Origin of the sequence: Cytobacillus gottheilii (genome assembly GCF_900166665.1) — a bacterium.
In the GTDB taxonomy this organism is placed as follows: Bacteria; Bacillota; Bacilli; order Bacillales; family Cytobacillaceae; genus Cytobacillus; species Cytobacillus gottheilii_A.
This window is the reverse complement of record NZ_LT800494.1, coordinates 1,823,705-1,848,060: the sequence shown is the minus strand read 5'-3', so window position 1 is coordinate 1,848,060 and position 24,356 is coordinate 1,823,705. Positions and strand designations below refer to the sequence as shown.

Below are 24,356 nucleotides of genomic sequence, written 5' to 3'. Positions count from 1 at the left end.
TAGCTTGGGTTATTTCGACAAGAACAAAAAACCTAGAAAAATAGATTTATCACTCGCAAAACCGAATAAAAATCGTACCGTTATAAGCAAACTAAAGCATATTAGTAATCGCAAGCTAACACTTAATTTTGGAAAAATAAATGAACTATCCTTCTCTGTCCCTTATCAGGTTAATGTACGTGGAAAGCTTGTTCCTAATCCCATAATTGATGAAATTAAAGAAAAATATTTCACAAAAATGAAGTTTGGAAATATCACAGAATGGTTTTTCATTTCAAAGATCAACAAAGTAGCAAATGATGAAAATATGTTTACTGTACAGTGCTATTCATTAGGATATCAATTGCGTTTTCAAAAAATGATTGGCTATGAGGCTACCTCCTACAATTGCTTACAAGTGACGAATGACTGCTTAAAAGGAACAGGTTGGAAAGTTGGCTTTATAGATCCATCATTTAACTTTAAAATGAGAAGTTTTAGCGAATCAAGTGTAACAAAGCTTGATTTTCTTTATAAGATTGCTGAAACATTTGGTGGAGTAGTATTTTTTGATACTGAGAATAAACTGGTTAATATTTATAAAAGAGAAGATGTTTCAAAATATAAGGGCTTCTGGGCATCATACGGACAATATCTAGACACTATTGAAGAAGAAATTGATTCTGATCAAATAGTTACAAGATTATTTGTAACTGGAGACGATAACTTAACTATTACTAGTGTCAATCCTACAGGTCAGTCATACATAGACGACTTCTCATATTTCCTCTACCCTTTCGAGGTCAATGAGCAAGGTGAAATTATAAAATCAAGTGATTTTATGAGTGATGAATTGTCTCTAGCTCTTGTTAAATATAACGCTTACGTATCCTCCCGAAAAGGAGAATTTGCTGAATTACTCAAAGATAAATCAGAAAAGCAGCAAGAATTATTTGAAGCTAATATCACCCTCTCTAGGTTAAATAATGAGCTAAAAATCATTTTAGATAATATTGAGATTGCTCGTCAAAATGGACAGTCTTTAGCAGAACTGAACTCTCAACGAGATGCAAAAGAAATCGAAATAAGTAATCAAAAGTCATCAGTTAGCGACATTGAAAGCGATATTCAATCTATAGATGATAACATAAATAATTTAAAAACTGATTTAAAGATGGAATCTCATTTAAGCGATGAGCTTTTAGAGGAATTAACAGGATACATCCAAGTTGAAGAATGGTCTGACGACAACCAAATCGACCCTAATGACCTATATGAAGCAGGTATGGAACATTTGCAAATAGTGAATAGTCCTCCGATAAATGTCAAAATGGGTATTGTTGACTTTTTCCAAGTTGTATCAGAACAGCACAATTGGAATCAATTGAATATTGGCGACATTATTAAGGTAAAGCACGACAGGTTAAGAATATGGATTGAATCAACTGTTGAGCAATTAGTGTTTGATTTTGATGGTGCAAACATAGATGTAAGTATCACGAATACTAGAAATCTCTTAAGTGTTAAAGACCAAATAAAACGAGCATTTTATACTGTAGACAAAATCAATACTGACTACAACCACAGGAAGACTGACTGGAATAAAATCACCACTAATTTCAATTTAAGAAATGACCGTATCTCAGAAACTCCTACTATCCCGATTGTTAAGGACATTTCTCACGTTGAAAACGATAATGGCTCAATCAATTTAAGCCTCAAGTGGGATTATCCTAACTACTCCGAGACAAATAAAAATAAGGATAACATTGACGGTTTTGTTCTTTATCTATTCTCTGACACAACTGGAGAAAAGTATGTTTTCGGTTCGCAGATGACTAACGAAACTAAAGTTGGAGTGTTTAATGAAGTAAGACAATATACATTCCAAAGCATCCCTTCTAACCGATATTATACTTTAGGAATTCAAGCTTATCGCAGCGTAGATGAAGATATTAACTCTGACGGCATTTTATTATCGGACATTGCTACCTCTTCCCTATCAAGTGATAACCCATATTTGCCAAATACTAATGTGGATTTCAAGGGCACAATAAATGGTGTAAAAATGTCTGTTGGTGAAAAGCCTCATGACAATCCTAATGAGAATGATATTTGGATTAATTCAATTACTGGAAAATCAAATATTTACAGTGGAGACTTCTGGAAGAATGACCGTTCCATTGAGATATCAAAACAATATACCGACAATGCTAAAACGGAACTCATTGCAGATATTGAAGATGTAAGCGAGCAGTTAGATGGTTTGGGTGAATACGTAGATTCATCATTTAAAGATGGAATTATTGAAGAATCTGAAGCTAAAGTAATTGCGAGTTATATCAATTCCCTTCAGACAGAAAAAGCAGATATAGATACTAAATATGACTCAACGGTATCTAATCAATATTTGCGTACAACTAGCATTAAAGAGTTACTGATTGAAAATAAATTGTTATTTGATGATGCTCACACAAACTTAATTGATACTATCAATATTGCAATTTCAGATGGGAAAACAACACTCGAAGAAAAAGCACAAGTTGACACTGCCTTTGAATCGTATCGAGTAAAGTTTAAAGAACTATCCATTGTCTTAGAACAAGCAATTGATGATATCACAGAATGGAAAGCTACGGAAGCAGAGGAAAATGCTAAAAATGCTATTGCCGATGGAGATGTAAAAGTCCCTTCAAGTTCGCTAGAAGGTGCTATAAACCTTGCAAATAATATCCTTAGCAATGCCGATGGAACAGTTGAATCAGATGTTGAAGGAAACATTTACTTTGTTGATCCACAGAATTCTAACTTTGTATTGAAGTTAACTCCTTACGGTATAGGTGTAAGTACAACTGGTAAAGACGGTGTTTATCGTACTGCTATTACTGCTCAAGGAATCACTGCAGATTTAATTACAGTTGGGCAAATGTTGTTCGATAGGCTTCAAGGAGGAACATTAAGACTAGGTGGAATAGATGACCAGTATGGGAAAATGGAAGTTTTAAATCCTAATGGTGACCCTATTATGATTCTTGATGGACAGCAACATGGATTTGACAACCTTAGAGTAGGTGGAGATTTCTTTAGCCCTACTGTTCCTAATATAAATAGATCCAATATGAATATATACGTTGACCCTAATGGGAATGACAGTAATAATGGTCTGTCAGCAAGTACACCTAAACAAACAATTCAAGCTGCTATAGATTTAATACCTCCTGTAAATAACGGAGTCGTCACTATATACTGCAAAGCTCCAGTTGTTGGAACTAGGCAAAACTATTACGGTGACTTGAATTTAAACGGCATCACTGGCTCTGGTGAAATCATCATTGATGGTCAGAATTGGTGGAATTATATTAACGGACGAATTATGGCTGTGAGTTGTACAAACAGAGTGTACATAAGAGACTTTACGATTAACTACACTGCTGATAATCAAGGTAACGGTGTTACTGCAATTGCATGTACATATGTATATTGCCAAAATGTTTGGGTTTATGGTCAGAATCGAGCTATTGCAGGGTTCGCTGCTAGACAAGGTACAAATTTATACTTGGTCAATTGCGAAGCTTATGACTGTGAATTTGTAATAGCTGCTCAATATCGTTCAGATTGTTTTGCACAAGGTTGTAAGGGTTTTGCCAATGGCAGAGGAGTAGTTGCTCAGTTTGGCTCATGGGTAATAATCTATCAAACATATCCCGGAGGACAAATGACTGACACCTATACGGACTCTGGTGGGACAATCTCGCTCAATGGAGCAACTGTAGATAATGGAGTTAAAGGTACAGTCCCCCCTCCTACTCAAACGAGACAATGGAGTGTCAGCAATGGTCATAACTGGGGAACTATGTACGGTTGGGAATTAAATCAAGTAAAAACTGGAAACTATGGTTACGGACAACGAACTGGTTATTTTGACTTTGGTACAAACTTAAGTAGTGCTTTGCAAGGTAAGACAATTAACAGCATGAGAGTTTGGGTTCAAAGGCGAAGTTCAGGTGGTAGAAGTTCTAAGACTCCAATTTATGTACGCTATCATAACTACACATCAAGACCAAGTGGACAGCCAACTATGTCCTCTGCTAGTGCAAGAATCGAATTAGGTTGGGGTGAAGGCGCATGGGTTACTCTCCCTCAATCTTTCCTAACAGCATTCTCAGATGGCTCTGCTAAGGGAATTGGATTATGGGCTAACTCTACTGACAGCCAATTTTACTCCATCATGGAAACATCGTGTTGGGTTGAAGCTACTTTTAGGTAGGTGAAAATTTTGAAATTAGTCCTATATAACAATGAAAGTAAAGTTACAAATGTAATTGAGGGGGTTGTCTCCCCTACTGTTAAAGAGAAAGACATATCGTGGGAAGCAGGATTTATGGGAGGGGTTAACCTTCCCTTTTTACTTTTAGATGACAATGTAGAAATTGGAGAAACGGTTACTGATGATATGAAACTGTTAGATCAAACAAACAATTGTCTGTATGTTAATGAGAATGAAGTATTAAAGAAAGAAAATGAAGAATTAAAAGAGAGATTAGGAGCAACTGAATTGGCGATTGTAGATTTATTAGATATTTTCACAACAATGGGAGGCGAATGATAAATGTATCAGTTTATTTTAAATATGTGGGTTTTTAGAAAAGTAAGCGAACAGCAAGTAACTAACTACGGAAATAAAGGCTTAATTACTCCAAAAGAAGCTCAACAAATTCTAGCAACACCTCAACAGGAAGCCGAGTAAGGCTTATATTTTTGTTCAAAATTAATTATAAGGAGGCGTAAAAGTGGATTCTCCTCAAAATATTTACAATGACCCAGTAGTATTCAAAGTCCGTAAAGGAACACCAGAAGACCCTAGAAAAAGAATAACCGAAAGTCCTATGATTGTTGGAGCCAAAGCTCAACTAAGAGAAGTTCCTGAACGTTTTGACGAGGTTGAAGTTACTGGTGAAGGAATTGATTGGTTTGAGATTCTAGACGGCAATGTTGAAGAAATACCTGAGAATGGATATATAGTCAACTATGTTGAAGGTTTAGTTTACTTTAATGCTATCCATGATAAGAAACAATTAACATACAATTACACTGGAACTGGTGCTCACTACTTCCCTGACTCAAGAATTTACTTAACTAAAGATAATAAATTTCCAAGTCTATCAGATAAACTCAAGGATGTTGACAGGTTATCTGAAGAGCAGAAATCAAGAGTCGATGAGCTTATTCGCTCTGTTCCCCAACCTTCTGAAGTTGTAGATCAACGGATAGATAGAAATGGTAAAGTGTTCAATACTGCTAAGGATAGATTAGATAGCAATCAAGAGAATGTGGAAAACGCTCAAGTTGATTTAAATGGTAGAGAGTATCCTTCCCTTAAAGGGCGCATAGATGCAAATCAAAAAGAAGTTGAAGACGCTATGGACGATGGTAAAGGTACTACCTACCCTTCCCTCAAGGATCGTATTAACGATTTCGATAGTCGCATCAGTGGATTTGAAGAAAATATCGAGTCAGTTGAAGGTAGGCTGACTTTAAAAGTAGACTCAGAAGACTTCAATGGTGAAAAGTTAATTGCCTTAATCGAACTGACTCCAGAAGGCGTTATGATATCTGGTAAAAGAATTGATTTAACTGGTCAAATTACAATCAATGACTTAGATGATGAAACTTATGCAAAAGTTTCAGAAGCCATAAGTGCTGCAAATTTAAATTTAGAAGGTTCGCTACCTACAAGCGTAAAGATGGATGAAAACGGAATTACAGCTTACACAAGCGATCCTAGTAAATTTGCAAGAATGAATCAGGATGGATTCTATGCTAAAGGTGGAGCTTTTACGATTGAACGACCTGACGGAGCAAAGTTAATTGATAATGGTATTGCAAGTTTTGAATATAACGTTCAACCAGCCTACCCTCCATTCATGGAAGCACCCATTGAACTAGACGGAATTTATTGTAAAACAACTTCTGAAACTTGGGCATCTGCTAACTTTTATAGCTTTAGACATACTGGAAGATATTTAAAACTCAATTTAGCACATAAAGTCAGCGACAGTGGTGTAATTGGAAAACTAAGACTTAGACGAGGTTCAGAGACTTCTAACTACTATGAAACTACTTTTAGTAACTCTACTCCCTTCTATGGTGAAGAATTAAAAATAACTATAGACCTAGGAACTCCTACGATGGCTGAACATCAGTTTTATTTACAAATGTCTAAATCGGGAATTGAAGGAGCTGCTTACCTCAGAGTAGTGAAAATTTGGCAAGATGGTTAATAAATTTATTGACTAAAAAGGATGTGAATATATGGCTTTTTATTTTCCGAATGTAGACCCTGCTTACATATATAAGAGAAAAGGAACTGAGGATGACCCTTTTCTACTTAGGAAGGAATCATTTAAAGTTAGAAATAACAAGATAACACTTAGGGAGATTCCAAGTTTTAAAGATGCTTTGAAAGTATTCTATGAAGGAAACCCTCTTGAAGAAACCGAACTTACCACTATAGAAGAAAACCAATTCAGAGTCGATTATTCTACAGGCATTGTCTATTTTCATTCAAGCAGAGAAGGACAACTAATTGATAATGAATACTATGGCACAGGTTATGTCTCCTTCCCTTCCGAGCGTGTTTGGCTGGAAGGTGGTCAAGACGTTGAAACATCGCTTCAGGATTTAGTTGATAATGTTTCATCTGAAACTGAACGCTTATCTCAAGTTGATGCGGTTCAATTTGATTCAAGACTAACTGAAGTTTCACATGAAGTATCACGTTTACCAGAAATTCAAAATGAAATTGGAATTTTAAATGAAAAGAACACTGAGTTTACCACGCAATTGACACAAACTTCGCAGAAAGTAATTAAAAGTGATAGTTACAGTAACAAAGGACTGCCTAATGTAGATAGCATTAACTTTTATAGTGGTAATGCTGAAGAACCAATTGTAACTTTTATCGATGATGATGGTAGAAGTGAAGTATATTCCAGACTATTTCCGATATTCCAAGAAAAAGGAGCTCCTCTTGTTGCTGCAATTTGTAGCGATTACGTGGGAATGAATAATTACATGACAGCAACACAAATCAAAGAGATGCACGATAACGGTCATGAAATTATAAATCACAACTCTGGTCACGCTGCTTATCTTGAAGTAGGGGCTGAAGAATGGGAAAGACAAATCAAGAAAGGGCGAGAGGATTTATACAACAACGGATATACTCACGATATATTTGTATACCCTAAAGGACAATCTGATCCGGGATTTGCGATCACGAAAAAATATGCGAAATGTGCCTTTGATAACGTAGGGCAAAATCTTCCCGGAGAATTAACTACGTACGGCATAAAGAGAATTCCGTTCGGATCAAATTTCGAAGATGCTGAGGTTCACGATTTTGACTACTATAAAGCCATTGTTGATACTTGTGTAAGTAAGAAAACATGGTTAGTATTTATGCTTCACGTTTATGCTCAAGATGCCCAACAAGATACACTATTATCACAAATAATTGACTATATTAAAGGGTTAGGAGTTAAAATTCTAAGTGCTTCTGATGCCTATGCATTAAGAGCAAACAAGCTTGAAATCAATGGTAAAGCACTCATAACTCCGAACGGAGAATTCAATGTGGCTGGAACTCAATTAGGAACATATATCGACACAAATACTCCAACTTTTACTAACTCAAAAATAAGCAACCTTTTGAGAACTGCAAAGGATAGGTTATCTGATGTAAATTATATAATGGTCGGAGATAGTACTAGAGCAAGTAACGGTTCTTATATTTATGAGATGGTCTCCCCTGTTTTACAGGCATTGAATGCCACAACGTATCTTTCTGCAAGAAGTGGGTTGAGAGCAAAACACTGGGGTAATAGCGATACTTCGGTACAACCTGGCTATCCTCAAGCCATCGATCTAATATCTAGAATACCTGGAACTGGTGCAACTACTATAGTTGACATTTGTTTAGGTATCAACGATAACAACGATACGGTAGATGCAATAAAAGGCTATATACAGGCAGGTATTGAGATTATTAAAGCTAGTAGACCTGATGTCATTATCAACCTAACATCGCCGAATATCCGAAACAGCACAGAATTTTATAAACTTCCCATCGTATATAAGGAGCTTACTGATTCTTATGGATATGGTTACATCAATGTTGCTGAAAATGTTTGGAAATCATGGGAAGAAACGGACGGTTACTTTTTAGATGCTGATCATCCGAATGAATACGGTCAGAAGAAGATGGGTGAATACATTCTCTCTAAACTTGTTCCAGAAGATTTGCGTTTATCCTATCTCTCCAATATTCCTGTACCATTAGGATATTTATCTAATCTACCTGTAAATGATCCAATTAAAAATAGTGGTTTCCGTTGTGAGGTAATATATACCACAGGAACAAGCACAGGAAGTCTATTCTTGAAAAAATTAGCCGATAACAAATGGTACTTCTTTGATGCTCTTACTGGTGATTCAGTATCTTACGCAATACCTTTAAAAAACGGTCAGCAAACAATGAGCGAGGGCGGATATTTAAGCGCACGAAAGATGAAAGCATTGATTACAATAAAAGACTATTCGGTACTTGATGCTGTTCCTTCCGGGAGCACATACTATCCTATCGAAAACTTCTCCGTAACTGAGTTTACAAAGAATAAATCTCTTAATAAATCAGTGTTTGAATTAACTGAAGATAACTATGTAATGAAAAAGCCTGTCACTATTCTACGTGGTTCTATTGATAAAAATGACCCTAATTATGCAGTACTGAAAAATACTGGACTAAGGATAGAACTTCGTCAAACAATGGGAACATCCTTCACAAACCTTTATATAAAGAAAAGCGCATCAGGCAAATGGGCAATATATTCTTCAACAAGTGGAGATCAGATAAGTAACGACCTTGTAATGGTAAATGGCTTTAGAAATGTTTCCAAAGTTTCATGGAATACGACAAGTGATTTTGAGTGTAAGATTTACATTGAGGACTACACTGTTTTTAACACATTCCCAGACACTACAAGTTATATTAAACTCAAAAATGCACTTGTAACGGAAACCCCAAGAGAAAAAACTGTAGCAGAACATCTAAAATTCTTATATGATTCTGTATTTGGTTAATAGTCAATTGGAGGAAATTGCGCGGTAATTGTTATAAGACAATCAGCCATCTTCATAAAATAAATTAACAAATATGGAGGTGGCTGATTTGGAAGAATTATTAAAGCGTTGTGGCATTGAAGAAGGCGAGTTGTACGGCATCTTGGTTCAACATTATGAATTTAAATTAGATGACGAAGAATTAACTGCAGATGAAGAAAAAGAAGCTCGTAGAAAGCTACATGCCCTATATGATGTATAAAGACACTCTAAAATATCGAGTGTCTTTTTCTTTTGTTTGAACAATGAAACAGTCATTTTATTGGAAAAAATAAGAAAAAGTTTGTGAAATTCAGATAGAAACCCTTATATATCAAGGGGGTTAAAAGCTAACTTTTCACAAACTTTTTTATTATGTCTAAACTTAAGCAAAACAAAAAAGACACTATCTCCCCTACTAAGAGCGATAGTGTCTTTTCTTATGGTTAATACCACAACTTAATTATACGTTAGGAGGTGGTTATTTTCAATTGTTAAATAAATTAATAACTAGGAGTGTTTATTATGAATCAGGTTAGCACTGATGCCCTAAATGTAAGAATTGAACATATTGAAGAAGACATCAAGGAAATTAAAGAAGAAGCCAAAGAAAATAATAAATACTTTAGAGATGTAATCGATTCTCTAAAAGAGAATTCAATTCAACAAACTGAAATATTAAGAAATCAAGAAAGACAATTTACTCAAGTTAACAATGATATTGCCGGATTACGTCAAGAAGTACAAGATAGTTCAAAATTACATACAACTTGGTATCAATCTTTTCTTAGTGACGGATTTGGAAAGATTATCAAAATCATTTTGATTATAATTTTAATTCTTTCTGGAGCATCAATTGCTGGTGTAGATGTTGCTAAGTTAATCACTGGAATTTAAATTCAAGGAGGAATACATAATGGATAAAATGGTATTAATTCGTACAATCGTATTGGCTGTTGCTTTACTCAATCAGGTGTTAGTAATGTCAGGTTTATCTCCCCTGCCGTTTGATGATGCACAGGTTGAGCAAGGAGTGTCGGCATTATTTACAGTAGTAGCGTCAATTTGGAGTTGGTGGAAGAACAATAGTTTTAGCCGGAATGCACAAAAAGCAGATGAAGTGTTAAAAGAACTTAATAATAAGTAATACTACATGGACTGTCCTCTTGGGCAGTCTTTTTTTATTTTACAAGGAGATGATCAAATTGGCTATTAAAGATTTGCCAAAGTACAAAGATATAAGAAATACTATCAGACGTAATGGTCGTTATCCCTATGTTGGTACAGCATGTAAAGATACAATTGTAATTCATCACTCTCTAACTGCAATGAAATTAGCAGGATCTACTCCACAAGCATTTGCAAATACACACATTGATAAAAACGGTTGGCATGGGTGCGCATACCCTTTTGTTATCACATGGGAGGGGACTATTTGGCAAACAGATGATTTAGACCGCAGAACTTACCATGCTGGCAATACTAATACTCGTTCCATTGGAATCTGTGTAGCTGGTGATTTTCGCAAAGGTAAAGAAAAACCTACAGATGCACAGATACTCTCCCTCTACTTACTGATTAAAGAACTACAAAGAGCCTTACCTAAGTTAACTCGTATACTAGGACACCAAGAATGTCCGGGATACTCTTGGAAAAATTGTCCGGGTGACAACTGGAGTTATAAAGATGTTGTCGCAGGTAAATTTATTGCTACCGCTAAGAAAAATGGATGGTTAAAAGAGAATAGCACATGGTTCTATTATGCCAACAATGTAGCAAAGACTGGTTGGCATAAAGATAAAAGCATGTGGTATTATTTAAAACCTGAAATGGCTACAGGTTGGATTAAAGACAAAGGAAAATGGTACTTCTTAGCTGCTAATGGAACAATGCAAACTGGTTGGGTAAAAGATAAGAGTAAATGGTATTATCTGAATCCTTCTGGAGATATGGTTGTAGGTTGGAAAGTAATTGATGGTCAGTGGTACTTCTTTGACAATGATGGCAGCATGAAAACTGGATGGCTGAAGCATAAAAATACATCGTACTATTTGCATCGTAGTGGAGTTATGATTACTGGTTGGTTGTGCGTAGATGGTAAATGGTATTTCTTTAATCCTAATGGTAAAATGGCACAAAATGCTCAATTAGAGGTACAATCTGTAACAGTTAATAGCGATGGTTCTATATCACAAATCAATTAACATTTGATAGAAGAGAGACGAAATAGAGAGGTTGTCTCTCTTCTGTTTCCATTGGATGTGAGTTCAATGGTGTAATTATATCTTACCCTAAGTTTCTTTCATTATACTTCGATTAAAAGACAAATTTTATAGTGAAATTAGTGTATAAAGAGTGAATAAATGACGCATATTATTGTATATTTTGATGTAATTTCGTATAAATATTAACTACCATTTACCCTTCCCTCAACCCCTCCTATCTTTCCTATCATTTTACCCTACCACAACTTAAATCTTTTGTTGTATAATAACTAGCAAAACTATTATACACAAAGGAGACCTTTATGAACCATAAAAGCGAAGTCGCATTTACTAAAATCATCAATTATCTTAGAAGATCAAGAAAAGACGAAGAGAGAGAAAAAAGAACCGGAGAAGATACTCTATCGGAACAAAAAGCTTTAATGACAAATGTTTTGGATGGTATGGGAATTCCATATACCCAGAAACAGGAAATAGGCAGTGGAGATAAAATATCTACTAGACCAGTGTTTCAGGAGATTATCAATGAATTAAAAAATGGAATTTATGATGCAATAGCAGTGAAAGAGATTTCTCGTCTTGGTCGTGGTTCAATGAGTGATATGGGTGTAATTTATGATCTAATAATAGAGCATCGAATCTATATTATAACTCCTTATAAAATTTATGATCCTAAAAATGAAAGTGACTTAAGGCAAATACGCTTCGAAATGTTTTTATCTCGTGAAGAGTTTGAGAGCATTCGTTCAAGAATGATTGGAGCAAAGCATACCTATTCAATGCAAGGAAAGTTTATGGGTGGAAATTCAGCCTATGGATATGACGTTGATGAACAGAAAATGATACTTATTCCTAATGAAGAGAAAGCAAAAATTGTTCGCTTGATTTATGAACTTTACAACAATGGATTAAACGGTGGCAGACCGAAGGGAATCAGATCCATATCCACTTACCTTTCTAAGATGGGCATAAAAACAGCAAGTGGCAAGTCTACTTGGACAATTGGTGCTGTCAAAAACATATTAACGAACCCAGTTTACAAAGGAGAAATTCGCTACAGAACGACTCAGAGTAAAAACGGTAAGAAAACAGCAAGACCCGAAGATGAGCATATTATTGTTAAAGAAGCTCATGAAGCTATCGTATCTGAAGAACTATGGGAAACTACTCAATCAAAAATGAAGAGTGTTAAAAAGAAACCTTCGCTAAATGAAAATCAAGAAGAGAAGGAATTGACAGGTATTGTTAGATGTGCAGCATGTGGATATAAAATGACTGCTAATTTATATACTCGTCATTGGAAAAAGAAGAACGGTGAAATATCAACAAGGTACGTTGAGCGAGTAAGATGCTCAAACTATTACACTAATGATTGTGGCAGTCTCGAATACAGAAGTGTAGAAGAAGCATTAGTTGAAGCTATGTATCAATTTTCAAATATAGATATAGAACAGTACCGTAAGCTATATGACTCAATTTTTAGTGAGAGTGATAATAATATTGAAGTGTATGATGTGATAAGCACTAACACTGAAAAAGAACTGAAAGCCTTGCAAAACAGATTAGATTTTGTTTATGAGAAATATGAGTCAGGTATCTATGATGATAATGAATTTATAAAAAGAAGAGATAAGCTTGAGGATGAAATAAAGAAAATTAAATCCGTACAAAGCTCATCCCTACCTGCTAATAACAATGAGGATAATTTAAAAATAACACTTAAAGACTTTTCTAGTTTGCTTCTGAATGCCTATGAAATATATAAGTCTGCATCAGAGGATAAAAACTTTAAACTGTGTAATCAAATATTAAAAAATGTTTTTGATGATGTAACAGTTGGTATAATTGATAAAGGTAATCGAGCAGAAGACGCTAAGTTTAATATTGATGTTGTGTTTAATAAACGTTATTTTAAAGACAATTAAAGGGGAGCTTATTTTTGTTGTTCCCCTAAGTAAACTTCCTCGAACGGCTGCACCACAACAAATCCGTTTCCTTCGAACTTCATTTGAATCGATTCTCCGCTTCCTCTGCCGATGAATGTTTTAAAGGATACATCTGTAACAAATTCCGGCTGAAGATTTCCAGACCAAGCGACTGTGGCGTTCGGATCTGTATAAACAGGATTATCCGGCGTGACAAGCAATGTTAATGGCTCATAATGAGAGGTAATAGCCACCATCCCTGCACCTTCAAGACGGACATTAAATAAACCTCCGCTCATCATTCCCGCAATTTTTCTCATCAATTTAATATCCCAGTCAATTGATGGTTCAAAAGCGAGCAAATCATTCCCATTGACAAAAATAGATTCGCCATTGAGTTGTAATATTGAGATCTTTTTTCCTTGATCGGCTAAATACAATTTTCCGTTCCCAGTTGCCTTCATTAAAGAAGTTCCTTCACCTGTTAACGCTTTTTTAAACATTTTTCCTAATCCGTGCTCTAGAATACCTTCACGCTCAAATTTAATTTGACCCCGATAAGAAATCATCGCACCCGATTTTGCCCAAATTTGATTGGATAAGTTGATTTCCAGCATTCTAGGGGTCTCTAATTCAAACAAACCTTCCCCTTTGTCCTCTTGCTTTGTTTGATTTACAAATTCGTCAATCGAATATCTGCTCATTTTCAATTTCCTCCTCTTTTCTATTTTTAAGCATAAACACCCACATGAAAGAAAGTGCCTGCTTAAGTTCGACTGGAAGTGAACCCTTGGGTACCTGATCTGCTGCTTTTTTATACACAGGCAGTTCCGCAGCTTTTTCCCATCCATTTTCCTGAGCTAAGGCTTCAAATTCCCAGGGCATCATAGTATTGCAGATCACCTGATCGCCATACAATCTTCGAAAACTGCTGTTTCTCGGGCCTGCTGTTGGTCCTAATACACCAACACAAGCATAACCTCCACGCTTTACCATATGTTTGATATGCATTAAAACCCGCAATGGATCCTCAGTCCATTCCAGCGAATTAATTGCGATGACGGCATCATATGAATTTTCTGGTAATTGCAGCTCAGTGATATCACCTTTAATGAATTGAGCGTGATTTTGTTTATTTGTTTCTTTTGCTCTATGTATCATTTCTTCTGAGACGTCATAGCCTGTCACTTCATAGCCTTTTTCTGCTAGTTTCAACGAACCAAATCCATCTCCGCAGCCGAGATCACACACTTTTGAAAATTCAGGCACCGATTCGCAAAAAAAGGGGATAATATCTTTTCGGCTGCCTTCTTCCCACATCGTTTTGCTGCTTGCATGCCAGGTGGAAGATCGTCTATTCCACTGTTTCTCTGACTCTTCGCTCCATTTTTTCATATCATTTCTCACCATCTTCCCATTTATATACGATATTCCTGCTCAAAAGTTTCATCCTATGTACATTCTAGACTTATTCATAACAATCCTATCTATGTCTGATATAAAACTATTTATTTAATCATTAGCCCTTATAAGGTAAAAATAAACAGCATAATAAAAAGAGCTGGGACAAAACGAAACTACTATTACTAAAACACGAATGTTCATTTTCAAGGTTTACGTGTTTACACAAGTCCGTTCCATCTGTGTTCCGGACTCTCGCTTTCCATGGGGAGGAAGCTGAGCCTCCTCGGAGCAAAGTCTCAGCTTATCCTCTATTGCCCATAGGAGTCGAGGGTCCTCCGTTCCAATTCACTCATGTTTAAAAAATTAAATGTTAAACAAATAAAAAACCGAATGGTTAGAAAGATTCACTTCCTAATCATTCGGTTCTGTGGTTGTGTTAAATACTTATGTCCCACCCTCTTTTTCATGATAAATCCAACTGTTTAATTATTACTGCAGGATTTCCTCCAACGACAGTATTGGAAGGAACATGTTTTGTAACAACCGCACCAGATGCGATGACAGCGTTGTCTCCAATTGTTACGCCAGGATTGATGATCGCTCCTCCGCCTATCCACACATTATTGCCGATTGTTACTGGTTTGCCGTATTCTTTGCCCGAGTTCCTTTCAGCTGGATCAAGAGGATGTGTGGCCGTATAAATATGTACACCAGGTGCCATCATGCAGTTATCACCAATTTTGACCTCACAAACATCAAGAATGACACAATCAAAATTAGCAAAAAAGTTTTCGCCAACATGCGTATTGCTGCCATAATCAAAGCGAATATTGGGTTCCATATACAAATTCTCTCCTGTAGAACCTAGCAATTCTTTTAACATGAGCATTCTTTCTTCATGCTCAAATTCTAATGAAAGATTATAAAGACGCACCTTTTTTCGGGCCTCTGTACGGGCATGCAGCAATTCAGGATCAAATGGGTCATACATTTCCCCAGCCAACATTTTCTCTTTTTCTGTTCGCATCTTCTCAACCACTCCCTTTTATTTGTTTCAATTGTAAGCCTTTTCTCAAATGATTAAAATAAAAAAATACACAAGGGTTCTGTGCATTTTTCAATTTTTATGCATTTTCATTATTTTTTTGAACAATTCTTAGTGCATTTATTCGATTTTCATCTTCTTCAAAATATTGGACGAGATCCCCAATGCGGTCTATTGCGTCCCAGCTTAAATGGTGTTCAATTCCTTCAACATCCTGATAGATATTTTCGTCTTTCACACCGATGATTTTGAGAAGCTGTTCAAGTAATTCATGCCTGTACACTAACCGCTTGCCAATTTTTTTGCCTTTTGCTGTTAAAACGAGACCTCTATACTTTTCATATACTAAATATTCATCTTTATCCAATTTCTGAACCATCTTGGTAACAGACGATGGATGAACGGATAACGCTTCTGCTATATCGGATACACGGGCATATCCTTTATCTTCAATTAAGATATATATTTGCTCAATATAATCTTCCATACTCGGTGTTGGCATAGGGTACCTCCTAAAAGAAAAACGCTAGCGCCATGATTAGTACCGTCATTCCTGAGATACTGGACGCTGAAATAACTTGTCTATTTCTCATTTATATTTGTAGCTCGATGTAATTATACACACTAAGCCATTTCAATCATTTTTAATGCAATCATCAGAATAAGATGTATGGCAAATATAACAATTGCCTTTAAAAAGTTTACTACAAGATGGTGATAACAGACAAGCTTATGTCTAAAAATTAGGTTTTTGCAAATTAGAAATGAGCCAAAATTACAATCAAGCAGAGATGCATAACACCTGCTCACAATCATACCGGGCTCTTATCAAAAATAAATTTCAGCTTATGCTCTTTCTGATCCCATGCCAGCTTGGCTGAAAACACTTTTTCCTTGCTGGTAAACCCCTCAATCAATTCTGTCTGGCCATCCTTCAATATCAATTTGATGTTCTTTTGGGTAATCGTTTTATTTAAGATTTTTTTTGATAAACTAAAGCTGCATTTGCTTTTCTTATAATTGGAACATCCATAAAAGGAACCTTTATCAACTACTTTTCCATCACAAAGCAAGCATTTCCCTAGTGAAACGGTTCTTTTTTGCTTATATGTTCTTGGAGTGAAATTATCTTGGTCCTCTTGTGCAAATTTCCATTTTTCTTTATTCTCGGATGATGCCTGAATCAGGTGAAGGACCATTTTATTTGTTTGTTCCATAAATTGTTTAGGTGACGCGGTTCCTTCAGAAATCTGCTGAAGTCTCGTTTCCCATTTAGCCGTCATTTCTGGTGAAGCCAGTATCTCTTCACCGATTGCACTAATTAGGATTTTCGCTTTAGAGGTAGCATAGACAATATTTTTTTGGATATCAATATAGCCACGATCCTTTAACATGGTAATAATCCCTGCCCTTGTTGCCTCTGTGCCTAGGCCCTCTGTTTTGTTCAGCATCTGTTCAAGCTCTTTATCTTCCAGATGCTTGCCTGCCGTTTTCATTAATGTAATCAACTGTCCTTCTGTATATCTTTTGGGCGGCTGTGTCTTGCCTTCTTTAACTTCTGTTTTTAGAACCTGTCCTTTTTCAGCAGTCGATAAAATTGGCAGCTTTGGCTCCTTATCTTTCTCCACTAATGGGATGACCTTTCGCCAGCCAAGTTCCTGCTGTACTTTTCCTTTTGATTTAAACATTGCTCTTGCATCTACAAGCGTTGCAACCTCTGTATATTCCACCACAGACTTTTCATGAAATGCAGCAATTAAACTGCGCGCAATCATCATATAAATCTTTTGTTCATCAGAAGAAAGCTTTTCGATTGAAGGAACCTGTTCAGTCGGAATGATTGCATAGTGATCGGTTACTTTTTTATCATCGACATATCGTTTGTTGCCTAAAAGCGTTTTTTTTGGCAGAGGAAAATAGGCATTGAGTTCCTGTAAACCTGACAGTTTCGCTAAGATGTCCGGAAACATTTCTGCTTCTCCAGCTGTTACATGCCGTGAATCGGAACGAGGATAGGAAACAAAACCTTTTTGATAAAGTTTTTGCAGAATATCAAGTGTTTTTTTGGGAGGATATTTATATTTGCGGTTTGCATCGGCCTGTAATGCAGATAAATTAAATAGCATAGGAGGCAAATATTCCTTCTTTTCCTTTTTCACTTCTGTTATTTCTGCGTTTTTCCCCTTGCAAAAAGCAGCAATTTTTTCAGCGAGCTCTTTAGATTTTGCTCTGGACTCTCCATCCTTTTCCCATTTCCCCTGATATGTTTTGCCATTCATGTTAAACTCGGCAGTTACTTCCCAAAAAGGTTCTGAAACAAAACGTTCAATCTCCTTTTCTCTTTTCACGATTAAAGCTAATGTTGGTGTCTGCACTCTGCCGACAGAAAAGACGTCAGAAAAGCCTTTTTCTTTGAGCAGAAGACTATAAAGTCTAGACGCATTCATCCCTACTACCCAATCAGCACATGCTCTCGTATAGGCTTCATAATAGAGGTTACGCGTATCTGACTCTGATCGTAATGATGAAAAGCCTTCTCTTATAGATTTGGGTGTTAAGGAAGAAATCCACAATCGTTTCATGGGCTGCTTTGCACCTGCAACACGAAGCACATTTCGGATGATCAATTCTCCTTCTCTCCCAGCATCACCAGCATGAATAATTTCTGTTACTCGCTTATCCTGTACGAGTTTTTTTATGACATTAAATTGTTTCGCCTTATCCTTTGTTACTTCATACTGAAACTGCTCAGGAATAATAGGCAGATTTATTAGTGACCATTTTTTCCAGGATGAATGGTATTTTTCTGGAGCTGACAGCTGGCATAAATGGCCAACTGCCCATGTGACAAGGGCTCCTTCGGGGAATAGATCAGCAGGGAGGATTTCAACAAATCCTTGGTGTTTTTTCATTTTGAAGATTGAGGCTAGAGTTAAACCTTGATCTGGTTTTTCAGCAATGATAAGTTTCATAGCGTTTCACTTCCAAGTGTTCTAATAATAGTTTCTATTTTACCTGTAATTGAGCTGAAGCGAAAGGAAAAAAGAACGACTATTTTTTGTCGTTCTTTACAATTAAACTATTATTCATTTATTTAACCTTTATTGTTCGGAACCATATTTTACTTTTTTTAATGCAAATTTTTTAAATAGATACCCTTTTGTTGGAGAAAAGAAGAAGACGAGAGCAAATAATATTCCATTGACTGCGGCCATGCTTCCAGAGATGGATACGTTAAACAGCATAGCAGCATAGTATCCTATTATAGCTGCAGCTACTCCAAACACTCCACTTAAAATAAGCATCACACTCATTTTATCTGTTAATAAATAGGCAGAAGCCCCTGGTGCGATCAGCATGGCAACAACGAGAATGGCACCGACACTATCAAAGGATGCGACTGTTGTAAGAGAAACCATTCCCATCAGCAAATAATGAATGAATAGTACTGGGATTCCAATTGCAGCGGCCATAGCAGGATCAAAAGATGTAATTTTCAGTTCCTTATAGAAAAGGAAAATAATACCTAGAACGATCAGCAATACTGCTGATAACATTAAAAACGCCTTCGGAAGTTCCGGCAGAAAACCAATTTGCACTGTATCCCATGGCACAAATGCGATTTCTCCCATTAGTGCATGATCCACATCGAGATGCACATCACCTGCATAGAGGGTAATTAATATAACACCTATTGCGAATAGGAACGTAAATACCACTCCGATAGAGGCATCCTCCTGTACACCGCTGCTGTGGAGCAGCTGAACAAAAACAGCTGTTAACAGTCCAACAACTGCTGCTCCAATGAGCATATAAATTCCATTCATGCTTTGACTTATTAAAAAGGCCAGCACAATCCCAAGCAAAACTGTATGACTAATGGCATCCGCCAGCATTGAAAGTTTCCGCAAAATGAGAAAGCAGCCTGTAATCCCACAAGTAATGCCAGCCATTGATCCGATTAGAATGATCCATGCCTCGTAACTCATAGGTACTCGCCTCTTTCCTTTTGCATTGTCAGTTCTCTATTAATCTTCTTATGATTTAATTGTCTCTTAATGGCTTTCGTTACAATGCCTCTTCCTGGTGCAAAGAACATAGAGAATAAGAATAATGCCGTTGCTGTTACAACAATAAACGGTCCGGTAGCAAGGCCTTCTCCCAAGGTGCTGATTAATGTGCCAGCCACACCCGAGATCGCTCCAAAGATTCCGGATATAACAATCATTTTACCTAAAGAATCCGTCCAATAGCGCGCAGCAACTGCAGGAGTAATAAGCAATGCCGCCATTAAAATAACACCTACTGCCTGAATACCGATTACAATGACAGCCACCAATAAAGATAAAAATACCAGATTAAGAAATCCAGCCGGAAGGCCAAGTCCTTTTGCAAATTCCGGATCAAATGTCAGTACCTTTAACTCTTTAAAGATTAAGGCAGTGATGACAATTAATGCAGCAGCTGTAATGGCCATCATTTTAACATCACTGCCAACAAGTGATGCTGCCTGCCCGAAAATAAAATCGCTTAATCCGCTTTTATTGCCTGCCGGAGATTGCGTTACTTTTGTTAACAGCACAATGCCAAAGCCAAAAAAGACGGAAAGAATTAAACAGATTGCTGTATCTTCTTTAATAATAGAATTGGAGACCACAAATTGAATGCAGTAGGCTGCTAAAAGCCCTGTAATCGTTGCACCGATCAGTAAAGTAATTAATGATTTTTCCCCTGTAAACATAAAGGCAATACAAATTCCCGGCAAAGCGGCATGTGCAACTGCATCTCCGATTAAACTTTGCTTCCTTAATAAAGCGATGCTGCCAAGGACACCGCTCGCAATGCCTAACAACATGGTTGCGAGCAGTACCCATTGCGTATTAGCGTTATTCAAGACCATATTCATCAAATCATTCATTGCAGGCACCTCATTTTTGTTCTACCATGACCTGGCCTTTCTCTAAAAACGCCAGCTTCCCTCCGTATGTTTGATGAAGGTTTTCCATTGTAAAAGTGCTTTCTGTCGGCCCTGACGCAATTGCTTCAACATTTAAAAGCAGAACATGATCGAAGTACTCTTTTACAGTCTGCAGGTCATGATGAACAACAAGCACTGTTTTCCCTTGGTTTTTCAAATCATTTAATAAATCAATAATCGCACGTTCCGTTGCTGCATCGACACCAACAAATGGTTCATCCATAAAGTAAACCTTTGCCTCTTGTGCCAGTGCTCTAGCAAGAAATACTCTCTGCTGCTGCCCGCCTGAAAGCTGGCTAATTTGGCGGTCTGCAAAATCAGCCATTCCGACTTTCCTTAAACATTCCAGAGCAAAAGCTTCATCTTTTTTGCCTGGTCTTTTAAACCAGCCAACATGACCATATCTGCCCATCAGCACAACATCAAGTGCATTAGTCGGGAAATCCCAATCAACAGATCCTCTCTGCGGAACATACCCTACAATCCGATCCTTCGCCCGATACGGTTTATTGTAGATTTGAATCTGTCCTGACGCCTTAGGAATTAACCCCAAAATGGCTTTTATTAACGTTGATTTGCCAGCTCCATTTGGCCCAATTATTCCAATTAGCTTTCCTTCTGGCACCTCAAAGTTTATATCCTTTAGAACTGGTTTTTCTTGATATGCGACAGTTAATCCTTTTACAACGACTGGATTCATCATTTCCACTCCTTATTTCAGTGCATCAGCGATCGTTTCAACATTATGTCTATACATGCCGATATACGTTCCTTCTTCTGTACCTTCTTCGCCCATTGCATCAGAGTATAGCTCTCCGCCAATCGTTACTGTGTGCCCTTTGTCTTTTGCACCTTCAATAACAGCGTTAATTGATTTCTCAGAAATACTGGACTCAACAAATACTGCCTTAATTTCACGCTCTGTTAATGTATCTACTAATGATTGTACGTCCCCTAGACCATATTCAGATTCTGTGCTAATGCCTTGTAAACCCATTACTTCCATATCGTAAGCATTTCCAAAGTAGCCAAATGCATCATGAGCAGTTACAAGAACTCGTTGATCTTCAGGAATGCTTGACATTTCTTCTGCAGCAAATTCTTTTAAATCATCCAATTCAGCATAATATTTCTGAGCATTTTCTTCATAATATGCCTGGTTATCCGGGTCTACCTCTATAAGCCCTTCTTCAACCTTCTTTAAGGCCTGCTTCCACAGATCAATATCAAACCATACATGGGGATCCGCAGCTGAGCTATCTTCAGCATCTTCAAGCAATTCGCCTTCACTGACATTTTCAGCGATTGCATATGTTGGCTTATCAGCATTCATTTTTTCAAGGACTTCTAAGATTTTACCTTCCAGGTGCAATCCGTTATAAAAGATAACATCTGCTTCTTCAAACTTTGCGATATCGCCCTGTGTTGCCTTATAAAGATGAGGATCTGTTCCAGGTCCCATTAAACTAATAACTTCCACTTTGTCTCCGCCAATATTTTTTACTCCATCAGCTATTTGCCCAATCGTTGTTGTCACAGTTAGCTTTTCACCGTCTGATTGTGTTGAATCCTCCGATGCTGACTCACCTGAACACGCCGCCAAAATCATTACAAGCATTGCAATAGTTAACCCTAACAGCTTTTTCATTTTCTCCCCATCTCCCTTTGGAAATTATTTAGTTCAGTCTTAGATGAGTATATGCACAATTTTATGCTTAGTGCACACATTTTAACATAAGACACGTTTTTTTTATTAAGCAATAATTGTTTCCTTAGTGCAACATTTTAACTGTTTTTAGTTATTTGTCAATTCAAAAGAAAAAAAATCGGCCATTAGCCGATTTTTACATTAGAACCTTATTCTTTTATAAAAACTTTGCTGCTTTTAACCATTCTTTTTAAAAGGAGTGATCGTCATATGTTCAAGCACATAAAAGCGATTCATACTGACAACATTTGCTACGGTTAGAATGTGAGATGGGATTTTTTCAACATGAAACACAATTAATCCAACTCGATCATTCATGATAATAAAAGAATCGCCATGAGAGTATGCCAGGATCTCTTTTCCTATCAGCCGAATAGAGTTGATTATTGCTTGTTTAATATCTTCATCAAGATGAAAGTTTGGAGAAAATCTTAAAATCCATTCTAAATCATCAATTGAAAACCTGAACATATTCTCTCACCCTCTTCTCAGAGTTTAAAATATTAGTATGAGGAAGGAAGATTTTTATGTGCATTTTCATCAAAAATATTATTTTTTAAATTTTGTTAATATTTTAGGTTTTTTTCCAATTTTTGCGGTCTTGAACCTTGACTGTGGCCAGGCATTCGTGTATATTATAATCATCATTTAACAGAATATATACAATTTATTTGTAATATGTTTAAGTTGAGTGATAATATTTATCTTAGGCACATAGGTGTCTTCTAAGGTTTAGGAGGAAAAGTTAACATGCAAAACGGTAAAGTAAAATGGTTCAACAATGAAAAAGGTTTCGGTTTTATCGAAGTTGAGGGCGGAGACGATGTATTCGTTCACTTCACAGCTATCACAGGTGACGGTTTCAAATCTTTAGAAGAAGGTCAAGAAGTTTCTTTCGAAATCGTTGAAGGAAATCGCGGACCTCAAGCTGCTAACGTAGTAAAACTATAATCTTATAATAAACTAGGCTGGCCTTGTGCCAGCCTTTTGTCATTCTTTAGGACTTTCAACTTCTGGTGAATCAGCACAATTCTTTTCCAATTGATTTTATTTTCTTCCCCACTGTACACTGTGTGATGCAGAAGCGGTGTGCAAAGCGCCTTCCTTTTTCCTCCTTATGATGCTGATGCAAGAAACAGCCTTTACAATATGCTTCCATAATGGATTCTGCCTCTTGGATCACTTTTTTTCTTTCCATAACCCTTACACCTCCGCTCCTTATATCATTTGTATTTTGCTGTGGATGCTTTTCCCTTCAATTGCTTGAGTGGCAAGTTTATCTGCCTCTTTATTTTCATTTCTTCCTACCGGCGAATATGCTGGTATTAATCCAAGTTTCTTTATTTTTGCTTCGATGCGGTCGAGCCATCGATTTAAATTTTCTTCATAGCACGGCCACTCGCCAGCCAGCTGATTCAAAACGACTTGTGAGTCACCTTTAAATTCACAGCTCATATGGCGGACACCCATTTCTTCAAGCATATTAACACAAAAATAAAATGCTGCATATTCAGCTTCATTATTATCATCAATCTCATGCAGCAATTCATTAGCACGCAGACGGTATTTTTTTTTGCCCTGTTTATAATAAATCACAGCCCCTAATCCTGCCAGCTGTTCCTGTTTATCATAGCCCCCATCAAAATAAACGACGATATCATGGGGTTCTTCCTCAATTTCTTCCAGCAGTTTTCCCAGTTCCTTTAACGTCCAGGATGTACCGCGTTCATCATAATATACCATATCTGAAGCCCGGCCAGACTTAGTAAGTTCTTCTCCTGTTAAAAGAGCCAATTCACCTGTCAGCCAATCTGATGTAAAAAATACATTTGAATTTCCTTTTAATTTATAATTCCATTCTAATTTATATTTCATTTATTTTATCCTTTCTTCCTAATTTGAAGCAAATCATGTAGTTTAGGTGGTGATACTT

23 protein-coding genes are annotated in these 24,356 nt (G+C 36.7%); 11 read left to right on the top strand and 12 right to left on the bottom strand.

The features are described 5' to 3' along the window. Nucleotides 1–4: 4 nt before the first annotated feature. The 10 genes from B7E07_RS09000 (at nucleotide 5) to B7E07_RS08965 (ending at nucleotide 13,288) form a co-directional block, all read left to right on the top strand. Nucleotides 5–4,246, top strand: a complete 4,242-nt coding sequence (locus B7E07_RS09000; RefSeq protein ID WP_080845541.1) for a DUF7359 domain-containing protein — start codon at nucleotides 5–7, stop codon at nucleotides 4,244–4,246. A gap of 9 nt (nucleotides 4,247–4,255) precedes the next feature. After that, nucleotides 4,256–4,585: a hypothetical protein gene (locus tag B7E07_RS08995; protein ID WP_080845540.1), complete on the top strand. Its 330-nt coding sequence runs from the start codon at nucleotides 4,256–4,258 to the stop codon at nucleotides 4,583–4,585. A gap of 3 nt (nucleotides 4,586–4,588) precedes the next feature. Then, nucleotides 4,589–4,726 carry a hypothetical protein gene (locus B7E07_RS23600; protein WP_176215139.1) on the top strand — a complete coding sequence of 46 codons (138 nt, stop codon included), beginning with the start codon at nucleotides 4,589–4,591 and terminating at the stop codon, nucleotides 4,724–4,726. Between the two features lie 43 nt (nucleotides 4,727–4,769). After that, the gene (locus tag B7E07_RS08990; protein ID WP_080845539.1) at nucleotides 4,770–6,260 is read left to right on the top strand and encodes a hypothetical protein; all 1,491 of its coding nucleotides are present in this window, start codon (nucleotides 4,770–4,772) and stop codon (nucleotides 6,258–6,260) included. Between the two features lie 31 nt (nucleotides 6,261–6,291). Next, entirely contained in the window at nucleotides 6,292–9,120 is a 2,829-nt protein-coding gene (locus tag B7E07_RS08985) for a polysaccharide deacetylase family protein (protein WP_080845538.1), read from the top strand. Between the two features lie 88 nt (nucleotides 9,121–9,208). After that, nucleotides 9,209–9,361 carry a hypothetical protein gene (locus B7E07_RS23595; RefSeq protein WP_176215138.1) on the top strand — a complete coding sequence of 51 codons (153 nt, stop codon included), beginning with the start codon at nucleotides 9,209–9,211 and terminating at the stop codon, nucleotides 9,359–9,361. A gap of 302 nt (nucleotides 9,362–9,663) precedes the next feature. Beyond that, a complete protein-coding gene (locus B7E07_RS08980; protein ID WP_080845537.1) occupies nucleotides 9,664–10,035 on the top strand; it encodes a hypothetical protein in 372 nt (123 codons plus the stop codon). Between the two features lie 19 nt (nucleotides 10,036–10,054). Then, entirely contained in the window at nucleotides 10,055–10,285 is a 231-nt protein-coding gene (locus B7E07_RS08975; RefSeq protein WP_080845536.1) for a phage holin, read from the top strand. Nucleotides 10,286–10,343: 58 nt separating this feature from the next. Further along, the gene (locus tag B7E07_RS08970) at nucleotides 10,344–11,342 is read left to right on the top strand and encodes a peptidoglycan recognition protein family protein (protein ID WP_176215137.1); all 999 of its coding nucleotides are present in this window, start codon (nucleotides 10,344–10,346) and stop codon (nucleotides 11,340–11,342) included. A gap of 323 nt (nucleotides 11,343–11,665) precedes the next feature. Beyond that, entirely contained in the window at nucleotides 11,666–13,288 is a 1,623-nt protein-coding gene (locus B7E07_RS08965) for a recombinase family protein (protein ID WP_080845534.1), read from the top strand. An 8-nt stretch (nucleotides 13,289–13,296) separates the two neighbouring features. Here the strand turns inward: B7E07_RS08965 and B7E07_RS08960 are convergent, their stop codons facing one another. From B7E07_RS08960 to B7E07_RS08910, 10 genes are all read right to left on the bottom strand, one after another. Next, the gene (locus B7E07_RS08960) at nucleotides 13,297–13,992 is read right to left on the bottom strand and encodes an AIM24 family protein (RefSeq protein WP_080845533.1); all 696 of its coding nucleotides are present in this window, start codon (nucleotides 13,990–13,992) and stop codon (nucleotides 13,297–13,299) included. Beyond that, nucleotides 13,973–14,683 (bottom strand): class I SAM-dependent methyltransferase, encoded by a 711-nt coding sequence (locus tag B7E07_RS08955; RefSeq protein WP_080845532.1) that lies wholly within the window; start codon nucleotides 14,681–14,683, stop codon nucleotides 13,973–13,975. Before B7E07_RS08955 ends, B7E07_RS08960 begins: the two co-directional genes overlap by 20 nt. A gap of 472 nt (nucleotides 14,684–15,155) precedes the next feature. After that, the gene (locus B7E07_RS08950) at nucleotides 15,156–15,719 is read right to left on the bottom strand and encodes a sugar O-acetyltransferase (protein ID WP_080845531.1); all 564 of its coding nucleotides are present in this window, start codon (nucleotides 15,717–15,719) and stop codon (nucleotides 15,156–15,158) included. A 97-nt stretch (nucleotides 15,720–15,816) separates the two neighbouring features. After that, nucleotides 15,817–16,239 carry a transcriptional regulator MntR gene (mntR, locus tag B7E07_RS08945; protein ID WP_066444398.1) on the bottom strand — a complete coding sequence of 141 codons (423 nt, stop codon included), beginning with the start codon at nucleotides 16,237–16,239 and terminating at the stop codon, nucleotides 15,817–15,819. A 310-nt stretch (nucleotides 16,240–16,549) separates the two neighbouring features. Continuing rightward, entirely contained in the window at nucleotides 16,550–18,709 is a 2,160-nt protein-coding gene (locus tag B7E07_RS08935; protein ID WP_080845529.1) for a DNA topoisomerase III, read from the bottom strand. Nucleotides 18,710–18,838: 129 nt separating this feature from the next. Then, on the bottom strand, nucleotides 18,839–19,726 hold the full coding sequence (locus tag B7E07_RS08930; RefSeq protein ID WP_080845528.1) for a metal ABC transporter permease: 888 nt from the start codon (nucleotides 19,724–19,726) through the stop codon (nucleotides 18,839–18,841). Then, nucleotides 19,723–20,655, bottom strand: coding sequence for a metal ABC transporter permease (locus tag B7E07_RS08925; RefSeq protein WP_080845527.1), 933 nt, complete (start codon nucleotides 20,653–20,655; stop codon nucleotides 19,723–19,725). Before B7E07_RS08925 ends, B7E07_RS08930 begins: the two co-directional genes overlap by 4 nt. A gap of 10 nt (nucleotides 20,656–20,665) precedes the next feature. Continuing rightward, nucleotides 20,666–21,415, bottom strand: a complete 750-nt coding sequence (locus B7E07_RS08920; protein ID WP_080845526.1) for a metal ABC transporter ATP-binding protein — start codon at nucleotides 21,413–21,415, stop codon at nucleotides 20,666–20,668. A gap of 12 nt (nucleotides 21,416–21,427) precedes the next feature. Continuing rightward, complete coding sequence (locus B7E07_RS08915) at nucleotides 21,428–22,363, bottom strand: metal ABC transporter solute-binding protein, Zn/Mn family (protein WP_080845525.1); 936 nt, start codon at nucleotides 22,361–22,363, stop codon at nucleotides 21,428–21,430. A gap of 237 nt (nucleotides 22,364–22,600) precedes the next feature. Continuing rightward, on the bottom strand, nucleotides 22,601–22,894 hold the full coding sequence (locus tag B7E07_RS08910) for a hypothetical protein (RefSeq protein ID WP_080845524.1): 294 nt from the start codon (nucleotides 22,892–22,894) through the stop codon (nucleotides 22,601–22,603). Between the two features lie 279 nt (nucleotides 22,895–23,173). Here B7E07_RS08910 and cspD point away from each other — a divergent pair, with 279 nt between their 5' ends. Next, on the top strand, nucleotides 23,174–23,374 hold the full coding sequence (gene cspD / locus B7E07_RS08905) for a cold-shock protein CspD (RefSeq protein ID WP_057771282.1): 201 nt from the start codon (nucleotides 23,174–23,176) through the stop codon (nucleotides 23,372–23,374). Nucleotides 23,375–23,444: 70 nt separating this feature from the next. Here cspD and B7E07_RS08900 read toward each other — a convergent pair whose 3' ends face one another. Together B7E07_RS08900 and B7E07_RS08895 are read right to left on the bottom strand one after the other, a co-directional pair. Further along, nucleotides 23,445–23,621 carry a zinc-finger domain-containing protein gene (locus B7E07_RS08900; protein WP_080845523.1) on the bottom strand — a complete coding sequence of 59 codons (177 nt, stop codon included), beginning with the start codon at nucleotides 23,619–23,621 and terminating at the stop codon, nucleotides 23,445–23,447. Between the two features lie 20 nt (nucleotides 23,622–23,641). Next, entirely contained in the window at nucleotides 23,642–24,298 is a 657-nt protein-coding gene (locus B7E07_RS08895) for a ribonuclease H family protein (protein ID WP_080845522.1), read from the bottom strand. Nucleotides 24,299–24,356: the final 58 nt, after the last annotated feature.

What these genes read in the sequence shown, in the direction of transcription:
- B7E07_RS23600 (WP_176215139.1), top strand. Translation starts at nt 4,589, where the DNA reads ATGTATCAGTTTATTTTAAATATGTGGGTTTTTAGAAAAGTAAGCGAA.
- B7E07_RS08975 (WP_080845536.1), top strand. Translation starts at nt 10,055, where the DNA reads ATGGATAAAATGGTATTAATTCGTACAATCGTATTGGCTGTTGCTTTA.
- B7E07_RS08985 (WP_080845538.1), top strand. Translation starts at nt 6,292, where the DNA reads ATGGCTTTTTATTTTCCGAATGTAGACCCTGCTTACATATATAAGAGA.
- B7E07_RS08930 (WP_080845528.1), bottom strand. Translation starts at nt 19,726, where the DNA reads ATGAGTTACGAGGCATGGATCATTCTAATCGGATCAATGGCTGGCATT.
- B7E07_RS08910 (WP_080845524.1), bottom strand. Translation starts at nt 22,894, where the DNA reads ATGTTCAGGTTTTCAATTGATGATTTAGAATGGATTTTAAGATTTTCT.
- B7E07_RS08915 (WP_080845525.1), bottom strand. Translation starts at nt 22,363, where the DNA reads ATGAAAAAGCTGTTAGGGTTAACTATTGCAATGCTTGTAATGATTTTG.
- B7E07_RS08955 (WP_080845532.1), bottom strand. Translation starts at nt 14,683, where the DNA reads ATGAAAAAATGGAGCGAAGAGTCAGAGAAACAGTGGAATAGACGATCT.
- B7E07_RS08950 (WP_080845531.1), bottom strand. Translation starts at nt 15,719, where the DNA reads ATGCGAACAGAAAAAGAGAAAATGTTGGCTGGGGAAATGTATGACCCA.
- B7E07_RS08900 (WP_080845523.1), bottom strand. Translation starts at nt 23,621, where the DNA reads ATGGAAAGAAAAAAAGTGATCCAAGAGGCAGAATCCATTATGGAAGCA.
- cspD (WP_057771282.1), top strand. Translation starts at nt 23,174, where the DNA reads ATGCAAAACGGTAAAGTAAAATGGTTCAACAATGAAAAAGGTTTCGGT.
- B7E07_RS08980 (WP_080845537.1), top strand. Translation starts at nt 9,664, where the DNA reads ATGAATCAGGTTAGCACTGATGCCCTAAATGTAAGAATTGAACATATT.
- B7E07_RS08920 (WP_080845526.1), bottom strand. Translation starts at nt 21,415, where the DNA reads ATGAATCCAGTCGTTGTAAAAGGATTAACTGTCGCATATCAAGAAAAA.
- B7E07_RS08925 (WP_080845527.1), bottom strand. Translation starts at nt 20,655, where the DNA reads ATGAATGATTTGATGAATATGGTCTTGAATAACGCTAATACGCAATGG.
- B7E07_RS08965 (WP_080845534.1), top strand. Translation starts at nt 11,666, where the DNA reads ATGAACCATAAAAGCGAAGTCGCATTTACTAAAATCATCAATTATCTT.
- B7E07_RS08935 (WP_080845529.1), bottom strand. Translation starts at nt 18,709, where the DNA reads ATGAAACTTATCATTGCTGAAAAACCAGATCAAGGTTTAACTCTAGCC.
- B7E07_RS08960 (WP_080845533.1), bottom strand. Translation starts at nt 13,992, where the DNA reads ATGAGCAGATATTCGATTGACGAATTTGTAAATCAAACAAAGCAAGAG.
- mntR (WP_066444398.1), bottom strand. Translation starts at nt 16,239, where the DNA reads ATGCCAACACCGAGTATGGAAGATTATATTGAGCAAATATATATCTTA.
- B7E07_RS08895 (WP_080845522.1), bottom strand. Translation starts at nt 24,298, where the DNA reads ATGAAATATAAATTAGAATGGAATTATAAATTAAAAGGAAATTCAAAT.